The sequence below is a fragment of the Microvirga flavescens genome, assembly GCF_003290125.1.
GTDB lineage: Bacteria > Pseudomonadota > Alphaproteobacteria > Rhizobiales > Beijerinckiaceae > Microvirga > Microvirga flavescens.
The window spans coordinates 1-19,004 of the sequence record NZ_QMKH01000008.1 but is presented as its reverse complement, the minus strand read 5'-3'; the positions used below and the strand labels follow the sequence as shown (position 1 = coordinate 19,004).

At 64.2% G+C, this 19,004-nt stretch carries 15 protein-coding genes and 1 tRNA gene; 8 read left to right on the top strand and 8 right to left on the bottom strand.

The genetic code is table 11. The features are described 5' to 3' along the window. The first annotated feature begins 1 nt into the window (after position 1). Both queG and DQW91_RS14440 read left to right on the top strand, forming a co-directional pair. Positions 2-1,135 (top strand): tRNA epoxyqueuosine(34) reductase QueG, encoded by a 1,134-nt coding sequence (queG, locus tag DQW91_RS14445; RefSeq protein ID WP_281024040.1) that lies wholly within the window; start codon positions 2-4, stop codon positions 1,133-1,135. Further along, positions 1,132-2,007 carry an SDR family oxidoreductase gene (locus DQW91_RS14440; RefSeq protein WP_112664361.1) on the top strand — a complete coding sequence of 292 codons (876 nt, stop codon included), beginning with the start codon at positions 1,132-1,134 and terminating at the stop codon, positions 2,005-2,007. Before queG ends, DQW91_RS14440 begins: the two co-directional genes overlap by 4 nt. Here the strand turns inward: DQW91_RS14440 and olsB are convergent. The 4 genes from olsB to mutS form a co-directional block, all read right to left on the bottom strand. Then, positions 1,995-2,939, bottom strand: coding sequence for a l-ornithine N(alpha)-acyltransferase (gene olsB, locus DQW91_RS14435; protein ID WP_112664360.1), 945 nt, complete (start codon positions 2,937-2,939; stop codon positions 1,995-1,997). The two genes, DQW91_RS14440 and olsB, sit on opposite strands and share 13 nt — an antisense overlap. A gap of 151 nt (positions 2,940-3,090) precedes the next feature. After that, positions 3,091-4,629 carry a YifB family Mg chelatase-like AAA ATPase gene (locus DQW91_RS14430; protein ID WP_112664359.1) on the bottom strand — a complete coding sequence of 513 codons (1,539 nt, stop codon included), beginning with the start codon at positions 4,627-4,629 and terminating at the stop codon, positions 3,091-3,093. Positions 4,630-4,711: 82 nt separating this feature from the next. Next, complete coding sequence (locus DQW91_RS14425; RefSeq protein WP_112664358.1) at positions 4,712-5,359, bottom strand: ankyrin repeat domain-containing protein; 648 nt, start codon at positions 5,357-5,359, stop codon at positions 4,712-4,714. Between the two features lie 89 nt (positions 5,360-5,448). Next, positions 5,449-8,193, bottom strand: a complete 2,745-nt coding sequence (gene mutS / locus DQW91_RS14420) for a DNA mismatch repair protein MutS (protein ID WP_112664357.1) — start codon at positions 8,191-8,193, stop codon at positions 5,449-5,451. A 150-nt stretch (positions 8,194-8,343) separates the two neighbouring features. Between mutS and DQW91_RS14415 the strand changes: the two genes are divergently transcribed. The 3 genes from DQW91_RS14415 to hrpB are packed head-to-tail and all read left to right on the top strand — an operon-like array spanning position 8,344 to position 13,787. Beyond that, positions 8,344-10,632, top strand: a complete 2,289-nt coding sequence (locus tag DQW91_RS14415; protein ID WP_112664356.1) for an NADP-dependent malic enzyme — start codon at positions 8,344-8,346, stop codon at positions 10,630-10,632. Positions 10,633-10,662: 30 nt separating this feature from the next. After that, positions 10,663-11,277: an HAD family hydrolase gene (locus DQW91_RS14410; RefSeq protein WP_112664355.1), complete on the top strand. Its 615-nt coding sequence runs from the start codon at positions 10,663-10,665 to the stop codon at positions 11,275-11,277. A gap of 41 nt (positions 11,278-11,318) precedes the next feature. Further along, positions 11,319-13,787, top strand: coding sequence for an ATP-dependent helicase HrpB (hrpB, locus tag DQW91_RS14405; protein ID WP_112664354.1), 2,469 nt, complete (start codon positions 11,319-11,321; stop codon positions 13,785-13,787). On the opposite strand, the gene DQW91_RS14400 is transcribed toward hrpB, so the two are convergent. The 4 genes from DQW91_RS14400 to aroA form a co-directional block, all read right to left on the bottom strand. Next, positions 13,788-14,162 carry a methylglyoxal synthase gene (locus DQW91_RS14400; protein ID WP_112664353.1) on the bottom strand — a complete coding sequence of 125 codons (375 nt, stop codon included), beginning with the start codon at positions 14,160-14,162 and terminating at the stop codon, positions 13,788-13,790. It abuts the gene before it with no gap. Positions 14,163-14,246: 84 nt separating this feature from the next. Beyond that, complete coding sequence (locus DQW91_RS14395; protein WP_112664352.1) at positions 14,247-15,053, bottom strand: DUF1194 domain-containing protein; 807 nt, start codon at positions 15,051-15,053, stop codon at positions 14,247-14,249. Between the two features lie 72 nt (positions 15,054-15,125). Then, the gene (cmk, locus tag DQW91_RS14390; protein WP_112664351.1) at positions 15,126-15,749 is read right to left on the bottom strand and encodes a (d)CMP kinase; all 624 of its coding nucleotides are present in this window, start codon (positions 15,747-15,749) and stop codon (positions 15,126-15,128) included. 7 nt (positions 15,750-15,756) lie between these two features. Continuing rightward, complete coding sequence (aroA, locus tag DQW91_RS14385) at positions 15,757-17,106, bottom strand: 3-phosphoshikimate 1-carboxyvinyltransferase (protein ID WP_112664350.1); 1,350 nt, start codon at positions 17,104-17,106, stop codon at positions 15,757-15,759. Positions 17,107-17,388: 282 nt separating this feature from the next. Between aroA and DQW91_RS14380 the strand changes: the two genes are divergently transcribed. From DQW91_RS14380 to DQW91_RS14370, 3 genes are all read left to right on the top strand, one after another. Next, the gene (locus DQW91_RS14380; RefSeq protein ID WP_112664349.1) at positions 17,389-17,766 is read left to right on the top strand and encodes a TIGR02300 family protein; all 378 of its coding nucleotides are present in this window, start codon (positions 17,389-17,391) and stop codon (positions 17,764-17,766) included. A gap of 84 nt (positions 17,767-17,850) precedes the next feature. Continuing rightward, positions 17,851-17,926, top strand: a tRNA-Ala gene (locus tag DQW91_RS14375). A 256-nt stretch (positions 17,927-18,182) separates the two neighbouring features. Further along, complete coding sequence (locus DQW91_RS14370) at positions 18,183-18,629, top strand: DUF2267 domain-containing protein (protein ID WP_112664348.1); 447 nt, start codon at positions 18,183-18,185, stop codon at positions 18,627-18,629. Positions 18,630-19,004 lie beyond the last annotated feature (375 nt).

Below are 19,004 nucleotides of genomic sequence, written 5' to 3'. Positions count from 1 at the left end.
CTTGAAGCGCGCTTTCATTGAGCGCGCTAGAAGCCTCGGCTTCGAGGCAATCCGCGTCACCGCTCCGGACAGCATGCCGCAAGCGCCCGAGCGGTTGAGGGAATGGCTCGATAAGGGCCGCCACGGTTCGATGGAATGGATGGCGGAAACGGCGGAACGGCGCGCCGACCCCGCGACCCTGTGGCCGGAGGTGAAAAGCATCATCCTGCTCGGCCTCAACTATGGCCCGACGCGCGATCCGCTCGAGACGCTCGGCATGAAGGACCGGGCATCGATTGCAGCCTACGCCCGCAATCGCGATTATCACGATGTCATCAAGGGCAAGCTGAAGGAAGCGGCGGGCTTTCTCGCCTCCCGTGGCGGAAGCGACGTAAAGGTGTTCGTCGATACGGCTCCCGTCATGGAGAAGCCGCTCGCGCAGGCGGCGGGCCTTGGCTGGCAGGGCAAGCACACGGTCATCGTCTCGCGCGAGTTTGGCAACTGGCTCTTTCTCGGCGCGATCTTCACCACCGCCGAACTTGCCCCCGATGCGCCCGAGCGCGACCATTGCGGCTCCTGCCGCCGTTGTCTCGACATCTGCCCGACGAAGGCGTTTCCCTCGCCCTACAAGCTCGATGCGCGGCGCTGCATCTCGTATCTGACCATCGAGTACAAGGGACACATTCCGGCGGACCTGCGCACTGGCATCGGTAATCGCATCTTCGGCTGCGACGATTGTCTTGCGGTTTGCCCCTGGAACAAGTTCGCGCAAGCTGGCCGTGAGGCACGTCTGCAGCAGCGCGATGATTTCGCGGCACTCCCGCTCGCTGAACTGGCGCGCCTCGACGATCCGGCTTTCCGGACGATGTTTGCCGGAACGCCGATCAAGCGCACGGGGCGCGACCGTTTCATCCGCAACGTGCTCATCGCCATCGGCAATTCGGACATGCCTGAATTGGCAGAGGAAGCGTTACGGCTTCTCGACGATCCCTCGCCGCTCGTGCGCGCCATGGCGGTCTGGGCTGTCGCGCAGCTTCTGCCTGCTGATGCTGTCGTTGCGCATGCCGTGCGTTACGAGGACGAAAGCGATATCGACGTGCGTGCGGAATGGGCGCGGGCGCTTGACGTGTCGCAGGTCAATGAAGGCGTTTCATGAATCTCTTCGTTCTCGGTCTCGGTTACTCCGCGCAAGAACTGATCCGTCAGCACAGCGCGCAGTTTTCAAACATCGCGGGGACAGTGCGCGAGGTTGAGAAGGCGGAGCGTCTGAGACGCGCCGGCATTGAAGCCCACGCGCTGTCGAACCAGAACCTTGATCTCGATGAGAGGATTGCGCAGGCCGATGCCATTCTGATTTCCGCGCCGCCGGGTGCGGATGGCGATCCTATCCTTGAGCGGTTCGGTGAAAGCGTAGCGCGTGCCAGGAATGCGCGGTGGATCGGCTATCTCTCGACGACAGGCGTCTATGGTGATCATGGGGGCGCATGGATCGACGAGAGCGCGGCGACCGTGCCGTTGAGCCGCAACTCCGTTCAACGCCTCGCCACCGAGAACGCGTGGCGCGCCATCGGCGAAAGAAGCGGCGCGCCAACGCACGTCTTTCGCATCACGGGCATTTATGGGCCGGGGCGGAACGCGCTCGCCGATCTCGCGCGCGGAAAGGCGCGGCGCATCCACAAGCCGGGGCATGTCTTCAATCGCATCCATGTGGCGGACATTGCCAATGCTCTTGCGGCTTCATTGCGAAAGCCACGGCAGGGCGCCATCTACAACATCGCTGATGACGAGCCTGCGCCGGCCTCCGATGTCGTGGCCTATGCCGCGCGTCTTGCCGGCATCGAACCGCCGCCGGAAATCCCCTTCGAGGAGGCTGACCTCACACCGATGGCGCGCAGCTTCTATGCGGAGAGCAAGCGCGTCTCGAATGCGCTCATCAAGAGCGAACTGAGCGTGAAACTTGCCTACCCAACCTATCGCGAAGGCTTGCAGGCACTTTACACCGCGGGAGAGTTCTCTCAGGCCGCGTGACGGTCGGCCGATGAACCGAAGTGCTCGATGTAGCGCTTGCTGATCGCTGAAACCGGCAGGATTACGAGAACGTCCGTCGTGCCGAACTGGCGGTCGATCACAGCGCCACGCCCGAAGGTGGCGCCGAGGCGCAGGTAGCCCTTAATCATCGGCGGCAATGCGTGGAGCGCAGCTTTCTGGTTGATGTCGTCCTTCGCCATCAGATCCATCGGCGTGAAGCGCGCGGGCACGGCGCTGGCCTGCCATTCCTGCGGGGCGGAAGCGAAGTGATGGAGGAAGCTCAAGGGCAGAGCCAGCTCCTTCGGGTCTGTCCCCTCGAGGCTGGCGCAACCGATCATCACGTCGATGCGGTGATGCAGCACGTAGGCCCAGATGCCGTGCCACAACAATTCGACCGTACGCTTGTTGCGATAGGGCTTGAGCACGCAGGAGCGTCCGAGCTCCAGAAAACGCAGGCCCGGATGCGACTTGATGAGGGGCGCGATGTCGTATTCCGCCGCCGTGTAGAAACCGCCGTGACGGTCGGCCACGTCCTGCCGGAGCAGGCGGTAGGTGCCGACGACCTTCGGCTTGCTCTGCCGGAACGGTTTGGCCTTCACGTCATGGTCGAGCACGAGCAGATGGTCGCAAAGCGCGTCGTACTGGTCCACATCGCGGCGAGAGAGGCGGGCCGTCGCATTCGGCTCGGCCGACATCTCCTCGTAGAAAACCTTGTAACGCAGCTTCTGCGCCGCGCGGATCTCAGCCGTGGTCGTGGCAAGGCGCACCTCGAGAGAACCGATCCGCCCCAGCACGAGATCGAAATCGCCGTAATGGCGGACGGTCCGGTTGAATCCCGGCAGAGACCTCGCCTTCCCCTGCTTCAACAGCGGAAGGGGCGCGATGCCGGCATTGGGCAGCTTCACCTTGGGCTCAACCGAAGGGGAAATCATCGAATCCTCACAGGGCGACCGCTCTGGCCTATTTGCCAAGCTTGATCCGGACATAACGCTCATTTCGAACAATTCTGTGACAAAGGTATCGAATCCTTAAGGCGGCAAAACAAGGGTTTTGTCGGTCTCCGATGCTCCATACCCAGACAAATCAGGCCGCCGCGGGGCGCCGGTCCGTGTGCGCGCGATAGGAAAGGGCCTCCGCCAGATGAATACGGCGCACCCGGTCCTCTCCATCGAGATCGGCCAGCGTGCGGGCCACTTTCATGACGCGGTGGAAGCCACGCGCCGAAAGCCGCATCGTCTCCGCGGCTTCGCGAATAAGCGACAGACCATCCGAATCAGGCTGGGCGACTTCGTCCAGCAGGGCTGCCGGGCAGGCGGCATTCGTGGTGATGCCGTCGAGATTATAGGCCGCGTAACGCTTTGCCTGCCGCTCGCGCGCCTGGGAAACGCGGGCGACAACCTCGGCGGAGCCCTCCTTCGGCGGCGGCAATAGAAGATCCGTCGCCGTCACCGCCGGAACCTCGATGGCAAGGTCGATCCGGTCGAGGAACGGGCCTGAGAGACGCGCCTGATATTGGGCGATGCAGCGTTCGTTGGGCTGGCGGCGGCAGACATAGCCGGGCTCCGTGCCATGCCCGCAGCGGCACGGGTTCATGGCCGCCACGAGCTGGAACCGCGCCGGGTAGGTCACCCGGTGATTCGCCCGCGCGATCAGGATCTCGCCCGTCTCCAGGGGCTGCCGGAGCGAATCGAGCACCTGAGGCTGGAATTCGGGTAACTCGTCCAGAAACAGCACGCCGTTATGGGCGAGGGAGATTTCGCCCGGCCGCGCGTTCATGCCTCCGCCCACCAGCGCCGCCATCGAGGCCGAGTGGTGCGGCGCGCGGAAAGGCCGCCTGCTCGACAAAGCGCCTTCCTCGATCAGGCCCGCGATGGACTGAATCATCGAGACTTCCAGTAACTCGCGCGGTGTCAGCGGCGGCAGGATCGAGGGCAGGCGTTGGGCCAGCATGGACTTGCCTGCGCCCGGGGAGCCGCTCATCAGGAGACCATGCGCGCCTGCCGCGGCGATCTCCAGGGTTCGCTTGGCGCTTTCCTGTCCCTTGATGTCGCGCAAATCGGGCATCGAGCCGGAGGCCGGCATGATGGCCGGTTCCGGGCGCGCCATGACCTGCGTGCCCTTGAAATGGTTGGCGAGCTGGATCAGCGAGCGTGGGGCGAGAATGTCGATCTCGCTGCTCGCCCAGGCGGCTTCCGCGCCGCAGGCTGCCGGGCAGATGAGCCCGTGCGCACGGGCGTTGGCGGCAATCGCTGCCGGAAGAACGCCGGCCACGGACGTGATCGACCCGTCGAGAGCGAGCTCTCCCAGAACCGTGAACCCGGCCAGCGCATCCCCCGGCAGGGCGCCGATGGCCGCCATCACGCCGAGCGCGATGGGCAGGTCGTAATGGCTCCCCTCCTTCGGCAGATCGGCGGGGGCGAGATTGACGGTGATTCGCTTTGCGGGGAGGGCGAGCCCCGAGGCGATCAGGGCGGAGCGCACCCGCTCCCGCGATTCCGCTACGGCCTTGTCAGGCAGCCCGACGATGGTGAAAGCCACGTTTCCCGGTGCAATCTGGACCTGCACATCGACCGTGCGCGCCTCGATGCCCTCGAAGGCGACAGTGGAAACATGCATGACCATAAGGGGAACTCTCCGCGAACGGCGCGTAGTTTAGCGTGGCCGTTCGGGATGCGATAGAGTTACGTCTTTCCTGCGGGACGCTTCAACGCGCACCGGCCTCGAGCAGCATTGCTGCGATGGGCTGAAAATCCTTGTTTTGTGCATGCCGAAGCGGGGTCACGCCTTCACGATCGGCCAGATTCAACGATGCGCCGGCGGCGATGAGCTGGCGGACGATCTCCTGATGCGCTGGCCCGCCATTGCTGAGCAGGATCGCTTCGAGCAAAGCCGTCCATCCCAGCTTGTTCACATGGTCTACATCGACGCCCGCAGCGATCAGCGTGCGCACCACTTCCACATGCCCGCGCTCGGCCGCCGGAATGAGTGCGGTGCCGCCATAACGGTTCGTGCTTCTGAGATCGGCCCCATGTTCGAGCGTGAGCTTGAGGATGTCGAGACGTCCTTCCGCTCCGGCGTAGAGATAGGGACTGTCGAGTTTCGAATCTTTCGCGTTCACATCGGCACCCGCCACGATCAGGGCGCGCGCGATCTCGATGTGGTTCAACTCCGTCGCCAGCAGAAGCGGTGTGCGGCCGAGTGAATCCTTCGTATCGATGGCTTCGCCGGATGCAATCAGCTCCTCGACACGGGAGAGACTGGCAGCGCCAACCGCATCATGCAGCGCCGATGCGCGCGCAGCGATGGGCATCAGGGCAACGAGCAGCAAGAGAGCGTGGATGACATGGCGCATGGTCTCCTCTCCAATTCACTTTGCAAGCGCGGTGTAGTTTGAGAGTCAATCCTTCAGGGAACTTGATGACCAAACGATGGCTGGTCCTCTCAGCGCTGGGCTTTCAAGCGATAGAGGGCGTCCAACGCCTCGCGCGGCGTCATCTGGTCGGGGTCTATGGCATCGAGCGCATCGCGCAGGGCATCGGCTTCAACCTTCGGTGCTTCGGTCCGCGCAGGGACGGCGAAGAGCGGAAGATCTTCGAACAGAGTTCGCTTGGGGTTCTCGCGATCGGAGTTTTCCAGCTCGCTCAGGATGATCTTCGCCCGCTCGACGACGGCCTTGGGGAGCCCTGCGAGCCGCGCGACCTGCAGACCATAGGAGCGATCCGCCGCGCCCGTCACCACCTCATGGAGAAACACCACCTCGCCGTTCCACTCCGTGACTTTCAGCGTCGCGTTCTCGATGCGCGGCAGGCGCTCCGACAAGGCGGTCAATTCGTGGAAATGCGTTGCGAACAATGCGCGGCAACGGTTGGCCTCGTGCAGGTGCTCAATGGCTGCCCATGCAATCGAAAGGCCGTCAAAGGTTGCGGTGCCGCGTCCGATCTCATCGAGAATAACGAGGGAGCGCGGCGTGGCTTGATTCAAGATGGCGGCGGTTTCCACCATCTCGACCATGAAAGTGGAGCGCCCGCGCGCCAGATCGTCCGCCGCGCCGACGCGCGAGAACAGGCGATCGACGATGCCGATATGGGCCTCTTGCGTCGGAACGAAGGAGCCCATCTGTGCCAGAACGACGATCAACGCGTTCTGGCGCAGATAAGTCGATTTACCGCCCATGTTCGGGCCGGTGATGAGGAGGATGCGTCCCGCATCATTGCCTGAGAGTTCTGAATCGTTGGCGATGAAGGCTGTGCCTTCACGCTTCAACGCCGCTTCGACGACAGGGTGACGCCCGCTCTTGATGGTGAAGGCAAGGCTCGTATCGACGATGGGCCGCGTCCAGCCGTGCCGCATGGCAAGTTCCGCGAGGGCTGCCGCGACGTCGATGGCGGCGATCATTTCTGCTGCCGCCGCGATGTCGGAGGAAAGCGCGAGCAGCTTCTCGCACATCTCATCGAACAGGCCGAGCTCGATGCGAAGAGCGCGGTCGGCGGCGGAGGCGATCTTGGCTTCCAGTTCGCCGAGCTCCACCGTCGAGAACCGCATGGCGCCCGCCATTGTCTGGCGGTGGACGAAGGTTTCCTTCCACGGTTCCTTCAGCAAGTCCTCGCCCACATTCTGCGGCACTTCGACGAAGTAGCCGATCATGTGGTTGTGCTTCACGCGCAGCGTCTTGCAGCCGGTCTCGGTGGCATAGCGTGCCTGCAGCGCGGCGATGAAGCGGCGCGAATCCTGCTGCAGGTCGCGCAACTCATCGAGATCCTGATGAAAGCCCTGACGGATGAAGCCGCCGTCGCGCTTGAGCAACGGAAGCTCGTCGGCAAGCGCCGCACCAAGGTCATCCGCGACATCCGTGCGCAAGGATTGCAGGCGCTGCGCGGCCAAGGAGAGATCGCGCGGCAGATCCTGCGCGGCGAGCATGCGCCCGAGATCGCGCGCGGCGACGAGGCCGCTTCTGACGCAAGCGAGATCGCGCGGGCCACCGCGCCCGAGACCGAGCCGCGAGAGGGCGCGGGCGAAATCGGGGCTCTCTTTCAGCACCTCCCGTAAGCGGTCGCGCAACAAGTTGTCTTCGGCGAGAAAGGCGACGGCGTCCTGCCGTTCGCGGATCGCCGCCGGGTCCGTGAGCGGTCCGGCAAGGCGCTCGGCCAGAAGGCGCGCGCCGCCCGGCGTGACGGTGCAGTCGATGGTGGCGAGAAGGCTGCCCGCGCGCTCGCCGGCAAGGGTGCGCGTCAGTTCGAGATTGGCGCGCGTTGCCGCATCGATGGCAAGCGTCGCGTTCGTCGCAGCGTGGATCGGCGGATTGAGAACGGGGCGGCTGCCGATCTGCGTTTTCTCGACATAGAACAAGGCGGTGCCCGCCGCCGTGATCTCGGCGGCGCTGAAGGCGCCGAAAGAATCGAGGGTGGCGACGCCGAAATAATCTTTCACGCGCCGCTCTGCCGAGGCCGGATCGAGCCCGTCGCGGGAGAGGGGCGTGACGGCGGCTCTCGTTTCACCCCAGAAGGCGCGCAGGTCAGGATCTTCGTAGATCGCATCCGAGACGATGATCTCGCGTGGCTCGAACCGCGCGATCTCGGCGGAAAGCCCAAGCCCATTGGTTTCGCTCAAGACGAAATGGCCGGTTGAAATGTCGATGGCGGCAAGGCCGTAGGACCAGGCGGTGTCCGAGGCGCGGCGGCGGGCGATGGCGAGGAACAGGTTGGCCCGCCCGGGCTCCAGAAGCCGCTCCTCGGTGATGGTGCCGGGGGTGACGAGGCGCACCACGTCCCGCCGCACCACCGATTTCGCGCCGCGCTTCTTGGCTTCCGCCGGGTCTTCGGTCTGCTCGCACACGGCGACCCGATGGCCGAGGCCGATGAGGCGCTGGAGATAATCGTCGGCCCTGTCCACGGGCACGCCGCACATGGGGATGTCCTGCCCCTGATGCTTGCCGCGCTTGGTGAGGACGATGCCGAGGGAGCGGCTCGCGATTTCCGCGTCCTCGAAGAAAAGCTCGTAGAAATCGCCCATCCTGTAAAACAGGAGGCTGTCAGGGTTCGCTGCCTTGATCTCGGTGTATTGCGCCATCATGGGCGTGACGCGGTTGTCCGGGCCGGGGGCGCCTTGGCCGGGGGGGACCTGGCCGCTGGCGGCGGGGGGCTGCTCCGGGGCTTCTTCGGAATGCTGGGGGAGGGCTTGCGCGGACATGTCCCCTTTCTAGCAAAGCCCGCCCAGCCTTTCACCCCGTCCCAGGGCTGCGCGATGAGCGGGGATGTGGACAAGTCTTGAGGAAAGCCCTCTCCGTGCATTAAGGTCGCTGCCCGCCTCAGGAAACGCCAGCAAGAGCTTGGTTTATAAATGAACGATAAGCCTCAAAACCGCCGCAGCCGCCCGACCTTCACCGACCAGGAGGCTCTGCAGTTCCATTCGCAGGGGCGTCCCGGCAAGCTCGAGGTGGTCCCCACCAAGCCGATGGCGACCCAGCGCGACCTTTCTCTCGCCTATTCGCCGGGCGTCGCCGTGCCGGTGAAGGCGATTGCCGAGAACCCCTCGCTCGCCTTCGATTACACCGCCCGCTCCAACATGGTTGCGGTGATCTCGAACGGCACCGCCATTCTCGGCCTCGGCAATCTCGGCGCCTTGGCCTCCAAGCCCGTGATGGAGGGCAAGGCCGTCCTCTTCAAGCGCTTCGCGGACGTGGATTCCATCGATCTCGAGGTCGATACGGAGGATCCGGAGGCGTTCATCAACAGCGTGCGCTATCTCGGCCCCTCCTTTGGCGGCATCAACCTTGAGGATATCAAGGCTCCCGAGTGCTTCATCATCGAGGAGCGCCTGCGGGAGCTGATGGACATTCCCGTCTTCCATGACGATCAGCACGGCACGGCCATCATCGCCGCCGCCGGCATGATCAACGCGCTGCACCTGACCGGGCGCGACATGAAGAAGACCAAGCTCGTGGTGAACGGCGCGGGTGCGGCGGGCATCGCCTGTACCGAGCTTCTCAAGGCGATGGGCTTCACGCCCGAGAACGTCATTCTCTGTGACACCAAGGGTGTGGTTTATCGCGGCCGCGTCGAGGGCATGAATCAGTGGAAGTCGGCCCACGCGGTGGAGACGGATGCCCGCACGCTCGCCGATGCGCTTAAAGGTGCCGACGCCGTGTTCGGCCTTTCCGCGAAAGGCGCGTTCACCGACGACATGATCCGCTCGATGGCGCCGCACCCGATCATCTTCGCGATGGCCAATCCCGATCCGGAAATCACGCCAGAGGAGGTCGCGCATATTCGCGACGACGTGATCATCGCGACGGGCCGCTCGGATTATCCGAACCAGGTCAACAACGTTCTCGGCTTCCCCTACATCTTCCGCGGCGCGCTCGACGTGCAGGCGACCACCATCAATATGGAGATGAAGATCGCCGCCGCGCAGGCGCTCGCGGAACTGGCCCGCGAGGACGTGCCGGACGAGGTCGCCGCAGCTTACCAAGGCTCGCGCCCGCGCTTCGGGCGCGATTACATCATCCCCGTTCCGTTCGATCCGCGCCTCATCCACACCGTGCCGCCGGCGGTGGCGCAATCGGCGATGGATACGGGCGTCGCGCGCCGTCCCATCGTCGACATGCGCGCCTACAAGGCGCAGCTCTCCGCAAGGCTCGATCCCGTTGCTGGAACGCTCAACCGCATTTTCGAGCGCGTGCGCAAGTTCCCGAAGCGCGTCGTGTTCGCGGAGGGCGAGGAAGAACAGGTCATCCGCGCCGCCATTTCCTTCGTGAACCAGGGCCTCGGCACGGCTATCCTGGTCGGGCGCGAAGACCGCATTCAGGAAACGGCGACCTTCGCGGGCATCGAGCTTGCGGGGCGCGAGGGAATCGAAATTCACAACGCGCGGCTTTCGCACCGCAACGCGACCTACGCGCAATTCCTCTATGAGCGCCTCCAGCGCAGCGGCTTCCTGTTCCGTGATTGCCAACGCCTCGTCAATCAGGACCGTAATCACTTTGCCGCGTCGATGGTGGCGCTCGGTGATGCGGATGCGATGGTGACGGGCGTGACGCGCAATTACTCGACCGCGTTGAGCGATGTGCGCCGCGTCATCGATGCGAAGCCCGGCCACCGCGTCATCGGCTTGTCGATCTGCCTTGCGCGAGGCCGCACGGTCGTTGTCGCGGATACGGCGATCCACGAAATGCCCAATGCGCAGGAGCTTGCTGAAATCGCCATCGAGGCGGCGGGCGTGACGCGGCGTCTCGGCTACGAGCCGCGAGTTGCATTGCTCTCGTTCTCGACCTTCGGCCAGCCTCGTTCCGAGCGCTCGGAGAAGATTCAGGAAGCGGTGCGCATTCTCGACAACATGCGCGTCGATTTCGAATATGACGGCGAAATGTCAGCGGACGTCGCGCTCAACCGCGACCTGATGGCGCAATATCCGTTCAGCCGCCTCACCGGCCCCGCGAACGTGCTTGTCATGCCGGCGATCCATTCGGCCGCCATCTCCACCAAGGTTCTTCAGGAACTCGGTGGCGCGATGGTGCTCGGCCCTCTGGCAGTGGGTCTCGACAAGCCGGTCCAGATCGTCTCGCTCGGTGCGACGGACGCGGACATCGTCAACATGGCGGCGCTCGCGGCGTTCAACATCGGCGGCTGATGTGAATTCAAAAGAGAAGAGGGGGCAGGAATGAGCCAGAAACCAACAACCGTCGTGTTTGACGTCGGCAACGTCCTCTTGCGGTGGGACCCGCGCAATCTCTATCGCAAGATCTTCGACGACGAAGACCGGATGGAATGGTTTCTTTCGTCCGTCTGCACCAACGACTGGAATGCGGAGCAGGATCGCGGACGTTCCTGGGAGGAAGCCGTGGCGCTTCTGGTGCGCGAGCATCCCGATCACGAGGCGCCGATCCGCGCGTTTCATGAGCGTTGGGAGGAGACGGTTTCCGGCGACATCGCGGAGAACGTCGCCGTGCTCAAGCGCCTGCGCGAGACGGGCGTGCCCAACTATTGCATCACGAATTTCTCGAGTCCGAAGTTCGTTCTGGCGCAGAAGCGCTTTGAGTATCTTTCCGGTTTCGACGGCATCATCGTCTCCGGTGACGAGCAGCTCTTGAAGCCAGAGCCCGCGATCTACAACCTGCTCCTGAGCCGCTACGGCCTTGTCGCTGAGGATTGTGTCTTCATCGACGATTCCAAGGCGAATGTGGAAGGTGCGCGAGCTGTCGGCATGCATGCCATCCATTGCCTCGAAGCGACGGACCTCGCGGCGGAGCTGCGCGACTATGGAATTGCCGCCTAAGGTCCGCTTGCGCTCGTGCGGCGCATGAGCCATCACGCAGCATGCGCGCTTTCGACACCAGCCTTCCCATCGATGCCGTGCTCGCCGATCTTTCGGCGAGCCTGCGCGCGCGTCCGAATGCGGTTCTCGTCGCTCCGCCCGGCGCGGGCAAGACGACGCGGGTGCCGCTCGCGCTGCTCGATGAGCCGTGGGTCGAAGGGCGCAAGATCATCGTCCTCGAGCCGAGGCGTCTTGCTGCCCGTGCTGCGGCGGATCGCATGGCGCAGACGCTGGGCGAGGCCGTCGGCGAAACAATCGGCCTTCGTGTGCGTCTCGGCTCCAAGATCAGCCGCAAGACACGCATCGAGGTGGTGACCGAGGGCGTCTTTGCCCGCATGATCCTCGACGATCCGACGCTTGAAGGCATCGCCGCCGTTCTCTTCGACGAGTTTCACGAGCGCTCCCTTGATGCGGATCTCGGCCTTGCGCTTGCTCTCGATGCGCAGAGTGGATTGCGCGAGGATCTTCGTCTTCTCGTCATGTCCGCCACCCTCGACGGCGCGCGGGTAGCGAAGCTCTTGAGCGACGCACCGGTCATCGAATCGGAGGGCCGCGCCTTTCCCGTCGAGACACGCTATCTCGGGCGCGATCCGAACCGGCGCATCGAGGAGCAGGTGGCCGATGCGGTAACGCGCGCGCTTCGCGCGGAGCCCGGCTCTATTCTGGTGTTCCTGCCGGGGCAGGGGGAAATCCGCCGCGTGGAAACGCTGCTGCGGGAGCGCGTCAGTGACCCCGTCATCGATATCGCGCCGCTCTATGGCGCGCTGGACCGTGCGGAGCAGGACCTTGCGGTGAGCCCCGCCAAGCACGGACGCCGCAAGGTTGTTCTGGCAACCTCCATCGCGGAAACATCGCTGACCATCGAGGGCGTGCGCGTCGTGGTCGATTCAGGCCTTGCGCGCATTCCGGTCTACGAGCCCGATATCGGCCTGACCCGTCTTGAAACCGTGCGCGTTTCGCGCGCTGCTGCCGATCAACGGCGTGGACGCGCGGGGCGCACGGAGCCCGGCATCTGCTACCGCCTGTGGGAGGAAGCTGCGACCGGCGCGCTGGAGGCTTTCGCGCGGCCCGAAATTCTCGCGGCCGATCTCGCGCCGCTTCTTCTCGATTGCGCTGCGTGGGGCGTCACCGATCCGGTGACGCTCGCCTTTCTCGATCCTCCGCCAGCGCCAGCGGTGAAGGAGGCGCGGGCGCTGTTGCAGCAACTCTCCGCGCTCGATGAGAACGGGCGCATCACCGAAACGGGTCAGCGGCTGCGCAATCTGCCTCTGCCGCCGCGTCTTGCCCGCATGGTTCTTGTCGCCGGTGCGCATGGGCAGGCGCGCGCAGTGGCGGAGCTTGCCGCCGTTCTCGTGGAACGTGGCCTTGGCGGCGATGCGGCCGATCTGACGGAGCGTGTCGATCGCTTCCGCCGCGAACGCTCCAAGCGAGCCGAGGACATGCGGCGGATGGCGCAGGGCTGGGCCAAGGAGAGCGAAAGTGTTTCGCGCGAGAGCGGCGCGCTTTCGACAGGCGCGCTTCTTGCGCTCGCCTATCCCGACCGCATCGCCAAGGCGCGCGGCAAGCCTGGCGAATATCTCATGGCCAACGGGCGCGGCGCGGTGCTGGAGCCGCATGAGCGGCTCGCGCGCGAGCCTTTTCTCGCCATCGCGGAAATCACAGGCGGCGCGGCTTCGGCTCGCATTCTGGCAGCCGCTCCGATTTCGCTTGCCGAGATCGAGGGCGATTATGGAGACGCGATCGAGCAGCGCGACGAAATCACCTTCGACCGTCAGGCGAAGGCGCTGCGCGCACGCGGCGTTCGTCGTTATGGTGCGCTGGTGTTGAATGAGCGCCCGCTGTCCGTGCAGGCGACAGAGGAGAGCGCGCGCATTCTGGCAGCGGGGCTCGCAAGCCTTGGAGCTGACGCTTGGCCGTTCTCCAAAGCGCTGGCGCAATGGCGCGAACGCGTCATGTTCCTGCGCCGCGCGGAAGGGGAGGAATGGCCCGATCTTTCCAGCGAGGCTTTGGTTGCGACGGCTGAGGAATGGCTCGCGCCCCATCTCGTCGGCAAGACATCCCTCAACGACATGGGGCCTGACGTTCTGAGCGAGGCGCTGAGAAGCCTCTTGCCTTGGAATTTGCAGCGGCGGCTCGATGCGGAAGCGCCGACGCATATCGAGGTGCCGACGGGCTCCGAGATCGCCATCGATTACGGCGCGGAGGAGGGGCCGGTTCTTGCCGTGCGCGTGCAGGAATTGTTCGGCCTCGACAAGCACCCGACCATCGCGGCGGGGCGCGCGCCGCTGGTGCTGCATCTGCTTTCGCCCGCGCAGCGTCCGATCCAGATCACACGCGATCTTCCCGGCTTCTGGCGCGGCTCGTGGGCGGCGGTGCGCGCCGACATGCGCGGGCAATATCCAAAGCATCCGTGGCCGGAAGATCCGCTCTCCGCGCCGCCGACGCGGCGCGCCAAGCCGCGCGGAACGTGATTATCGGAAGGTCCCGATCAGCCGCTCGGCGGTGGCGCGGTTCAGCGCCATCGGGATGTTGTAGACGAGCGCCAGGCGCATCAGCGCCTTCACGTCGACATCGTGCGGGTGAGGGGAGAGCGGGTCTACGAAAAAGAACAGGGCATCGATTCGCCCTTCCGCGATCATCGCGCCGATCTGCTGGTCGCCGCCGAGAGGGCCGCTTTTCAGCCGTGTCACGGAAAGGGCCGGGCATCGCTCCATGATGCGCCCGCCGGTCGTACCCGTCGCAAAGAGCGTGAAAGGGCTGATCTCGTTCTCGTGCATCGCCACGAAGTCCGCCATGTCGGCCTTCTTGGCATCGTGGGCGACAAGCGCCAAAGTCCGTTGAGTCATAGCCCCTAGGGCCGCCGCTTGCCGCGCCGCCCTATCCCTTTTTGTTGCGGCATTATGTTAAGGCCGCGCCGGGCTGTCTTCCAGTCAATTGTTCCAGCGTTCGCGCCATTGCAGCTCGCCTGCCATGCAGCTTGGGCGCTGCGCGTCCTGAATGCGTTCAAGCTTCACGGGTTGGGGCGGCGTGATGTTGGCGACCTCGAGCAGGATCTTGGTCTTGATGGCCTGCGGGAATTGTTCGCGCTCCTTCACGGGAATCATGAACGAACCTGGGCCGCCGATCACGCAGTCCTTATAGTAGGCGTCGAGGTTCGGGATATCGAGATAACCGGGCTGGCGCATCATCAGCGGCAGGCCGTTGATGATGATGCCTTTGGCGTTCGCCTCGTCCCGGGCATCCGTGACGGCGCGGCCCTGATTGTTCGGCCCGTCGCCGGAGATGTCGATCACCTGCCTTGCAGCGTTGACGCCGCTTAGCGCGAAAAGCTTCACGCTGAAATCGATGGCGCTGGAGATCGACGTGCGCTGTGCGCGGCGCAACGGGGTCGAAGCGATCTTTTCCGAAAAGGCGAGCAGCCCTTCCGGATTGTCGAGGATCGTCCAGGGAACGATGACCTGTTGGTCGTTCGTGCCCGCCCATTCCACGTAAGTGACGGCGATCCGCCCGGTCAGTCCGTCGCGGATGGCTTCATGGACGAGCGGAGAACGGAACGCTTCGGCGAAGCCCTCGCGCTGGAGAGCCTGCTCGTCGGTATCCATCGAATAGGAGATATCGACGGCAAGGACGAGGGCGAGATCGACATCAACCTCGGCCCAGGAAGGGGAGGCTGCGATCAAGGGGCTCAAGCCCAGAGAGAGCCCCACGGCAAGACACTTGAGTGCGAACCGAACCATTGCTTTCCCCTTTCGGAGTCAGGCGGTTCTGTTGAGTGTGTGTCGGAATTGCCGTTGCGGCAAGGCCGGGCTTCAGCGAATCTTCGTGAGGACGAGCTTCAGCGCCGCCTCGAAAGAGGCATCCGCATCGAGGTGGGTCGTATCGAGGGTGATCGCGTCGTCGGCGGCGCGCAAGGGAGCCGTGGCGCGGCTGATATCCCGCTCGTCGCGGCGGCGGATATCGGCCAGAATCGTCTCGAACGCGTTGTTCTCGCCCCGCTTGAGAAGCTCGTTATGCCGACGGCGCGCGCGCTCTTCCGGCGAGGCGGTGATGAACAGCTTCACGTCCGCGTGCGGGCACACGACCGTGCCGATGTCCCGCCCGTCAAGCACCGCTCCCGGGGCCTGCGCGGCGAATTGGCGCTGGAAGGCGAGAAGAGCATCCCGGACGGGCTGATAGGCGGAAATCACCGAAGCCGCTTCGCCCATTTCCGCGCCGCGTAGGCGGCTTTCGTCAAGGTGCGCGGCATCAAGGCGCGTCGCGGCCAAGGTTGCGGCATCGCGGTCCGTGAGCGGCGTTCCCTGGTCGATGAGGGCGCGGGCAACGGCCCTGTAGAGCAGGCCGGTATCGAGATGCGCCAGGCCGAAATGATCAGCCAGGCGCTTGCCGAGGGTTCCCTTGCCCGATGCGGCGGGGCCGTCGATGGCGATAATCATGGGTGGCTCAATCCCGGATATCGGCGCCAAGCCCGCGCATGAGCGGGATGAAGGTGGGGAAGCTCGTAGCGATCATCGCGCCGTCGTCCACCGTCACGGGCTCCTGCGTGGCAAGCCCCATGACGAGGAAGGACATGGCGATGCGGTGGTCGAGATGGGTCTTGATCGGCTTGCCCCCACCACGCACGGGGCCGCCCGTGCCGTGGACGATGAGATCGTCGCCCTCGATGGTGTAGCTGACGCCCGCTTCGGCCAGGCCGTCGGCGACGGCGGCGAGGCGGTCGGATTCCTTCACACGCAGTTCGTGCAGGCCCTGCATCCGCGTATCGCCCTCGGCGAAGGAGGCTGCGACCGCGAGAACGGGATACTCGTCGATCATCGCCGGCGCGCGCGCCGGCGGAACGGTGACGCCCTTGAGGCGACTCGTGCTGATGCGCAGATCCGCCACGGTCTCGCCGCCCTCGTTCCGCTCGTTCAGGCGCTCGATGGATGCGCCCATTTCGAGAAGGGTGGTGATGAGGCCGATGCGCAGCGGGTTCATCATCACGCCCTCGAGCACGATCTCGGAACCCGGCACGATCAGCGCCGCCACGAGCGGGAAGGCGGCCGAGGAGGGGTCGCTTGGCACGACGACAGGCGAGCCGCGAAGCTCCGGTTGGCCCTGCAGGGTGATCTCGCGGCCATCGTCCCCGTGCGGCTTCACCTCGACGCTCGCGCCGAAATGGCGCAGCATTCGTTCCGTGTGGTCGCGGGTTGCTTCCCGCTCGATCACGGTGGTCTTGCCGGGTGCATTGAGCCCGGCGAGCAGGATGGCGGACTTGATCTGCGCCGAGGCGGCAGGGGTCTCGTAGACGATGGGCGTGGTCTCGCGCGGGCCACGCAAGGTCAGCGGCACCCGCCCGCCCTCGGCCTCGCTGACGACGGTGACGCCCATTTTCACGAGCGGGTCGAGGATGCGGCGCATGGGGCGCTTGCGCAAGGAAGCATCGCCATCGAAGGTCGTGGTGATGGGGTGGCTGCCGGCAACGCCCATCATCAGGCGCGAGCCCGTGCCCGCGTTGCCGAAATCGAGCACGTCAGCCGGCTCGGTGAGGCCGCCGATGCCGACGCCACGGATGCGCCAGCGGCCTTCCGCCTCGCGGGTGATCTCGGCTCCGAGAGCCCGGCAGGCCTCGGCGGTGCGCAGCACGTCATCGCCCTCGAGCAGCCCCTCGACGCGGGTCTCGCCGATGGAGAGCAGGCCGAAGATCATGGATCGGTGGGAAATCGACTTGTCGCCCGGAACGCGGATGCGACCTTTCAAGCCGGCGCCCGCCTTGCCCGTGACCGGCGATGCCGGGCCATGTCCGTGTGACATCCTTGCTCCCCCTTAAGAAGCATTTTCAAGAAAAGTGGACACCACTTTTCGTGAAGAAAATGCGGCAGATCAAAAAGTTAGAGAAAAATCTCGATTCAGCATGATCGAATTTTTCTCTAGAATTCCTTGGACTTTAGGAGGGCTCCTAACACGGGGTTTTCGCGGCGTCATCCCGGAGGAACCGAACACCCGCAGAAGAGCCACAATTTCGTATTTGACAAGCAATCTCCCCGCGACTAACGGGGAGCGCTCTCAACTTTTTTGTTTTCGAAGGCAAATACCGTGGCCAAACCGGAACTCGGCTTGAAGCGCCAGTGCATGAGCTGCGGCGCGAAATTCTACGACCTGAACAAGGATCCCGCGACCTGCCCGAAATGCGGCACTGTTTTTCAGGCTGTCGCCCTCGCGCGCGTGGCTCCTCCTGTGGTCGCCCGCTCGACCAAGGACGAGGACGAAACCGAACTCGAATCAACGGGTCCGGAACTCGTCTCCCTCGACGAGGTCGAGGCGGCCGAAGCGGACAAGGACATCCCATCCGAGGACGATATCGACGTAGGTGACGACAGCGCCGACGACACTTTCCTTGAAGAAGAAGAGGAAGGTAACGATGACGTGTCGGATCTGATCGATAGTGATATCGAGGACGACGAAGAGGCTTGAACCTCTCGTCAGACCCGACTATAGAGACGCCACCGCTTCGGCGGTGACCCTTTCCGCGGTGCCCCAAACGCCGCGGACCAGAGTGGGGCCATAGCTCAGCTGGGAGAGCGCTTGCATGGCATGCAAGAGGTCGGCGGTTCGATCCCGCCTGGCTCCACCAAATTTCTTCCTGGAAATTTAAGCCTGCAGACAGTGCCTTGAACGGTGCGTGCTTCTGCGCCTTTGCGAAAAAGGGCTGTCAGGCTTCGCCTTTCTGAAAGTTTGGATGGCCGTATAAAATTACCGGCTCAATTCCGGAGCGGATTCTTCCGGAGAATCGAATCGGATTTGCGACGGCAGTGCTGTGCGTATGGCTGGAACAGATTCGGCTTGGCGCGGTTCATCCGCCGGGGGCGCGTGAGAGCTCGAGGTTCATCATGAGCGCGACCGGTCTCGAAGTGTTCGACAAGACGCTGCACATCACCAACACCTGGCTCAGCGAGATCATGGAGAAGCTCGGCCCGGACAGGCAGGTGGCCTGGCATGTGCTCGGAGCCGTCCTGCGGACGATTCGCGACCGGATTCCGATGGAACTGTCTGCCCACCTCTCGGCGGAGCTGCCGATGCTGGTGAGGGGGCTTTATTTCGATCAATGGCGCGCCGCAGCCCCGCAGGAGCGCTATCGCACCCAGGAAGAGTTCTTCGATCGTCTTGTGGTCAATCTCGGCGCGACGCGCCCTGTCGGAGCGAGCGATGCAGCGAGGGCCGTCTTCGAAGTTCTGAACCGACATCTCGATGAGGGGCAGGCCAGAAAGATACGCGAGGCCCTCCCTGAAGAAGTCCGCCTGCTCTGGCCGCAGAAGGTCATGGAGCAGCAGGGATAGGGCAGGGCGGCTCGATGGCGATTCGCACTATGTCGGTCATGACACTCTCACGCATTCTGACACGCTCGCGCGGCTAACCCGAAAGAAGGCGCAGTCGTTCAAAGATGGATTTTTCGATTCGGAATGACGCCCTCATTTGCAGGGCCACCGAAGCTGCTTTTTAGCGTGTCAAATCAGGTCCTGTCTTGCGCTCGTAGGTAAGAGGTTGGGATCTGCATTCTGCGTGTCTGGAGACTGCGATGGCTGTCTGCTGGTGATGCCGCGGAACACCATCATGCCCCTTCGCGCGCAGGGCTCCTGACGTCTTATGCCCACCTTGCTTTCCGCTCCCCGCGTGCCTGCGGTGGTGTCTTCTGTGCGGCGCCGGTTTTGTCG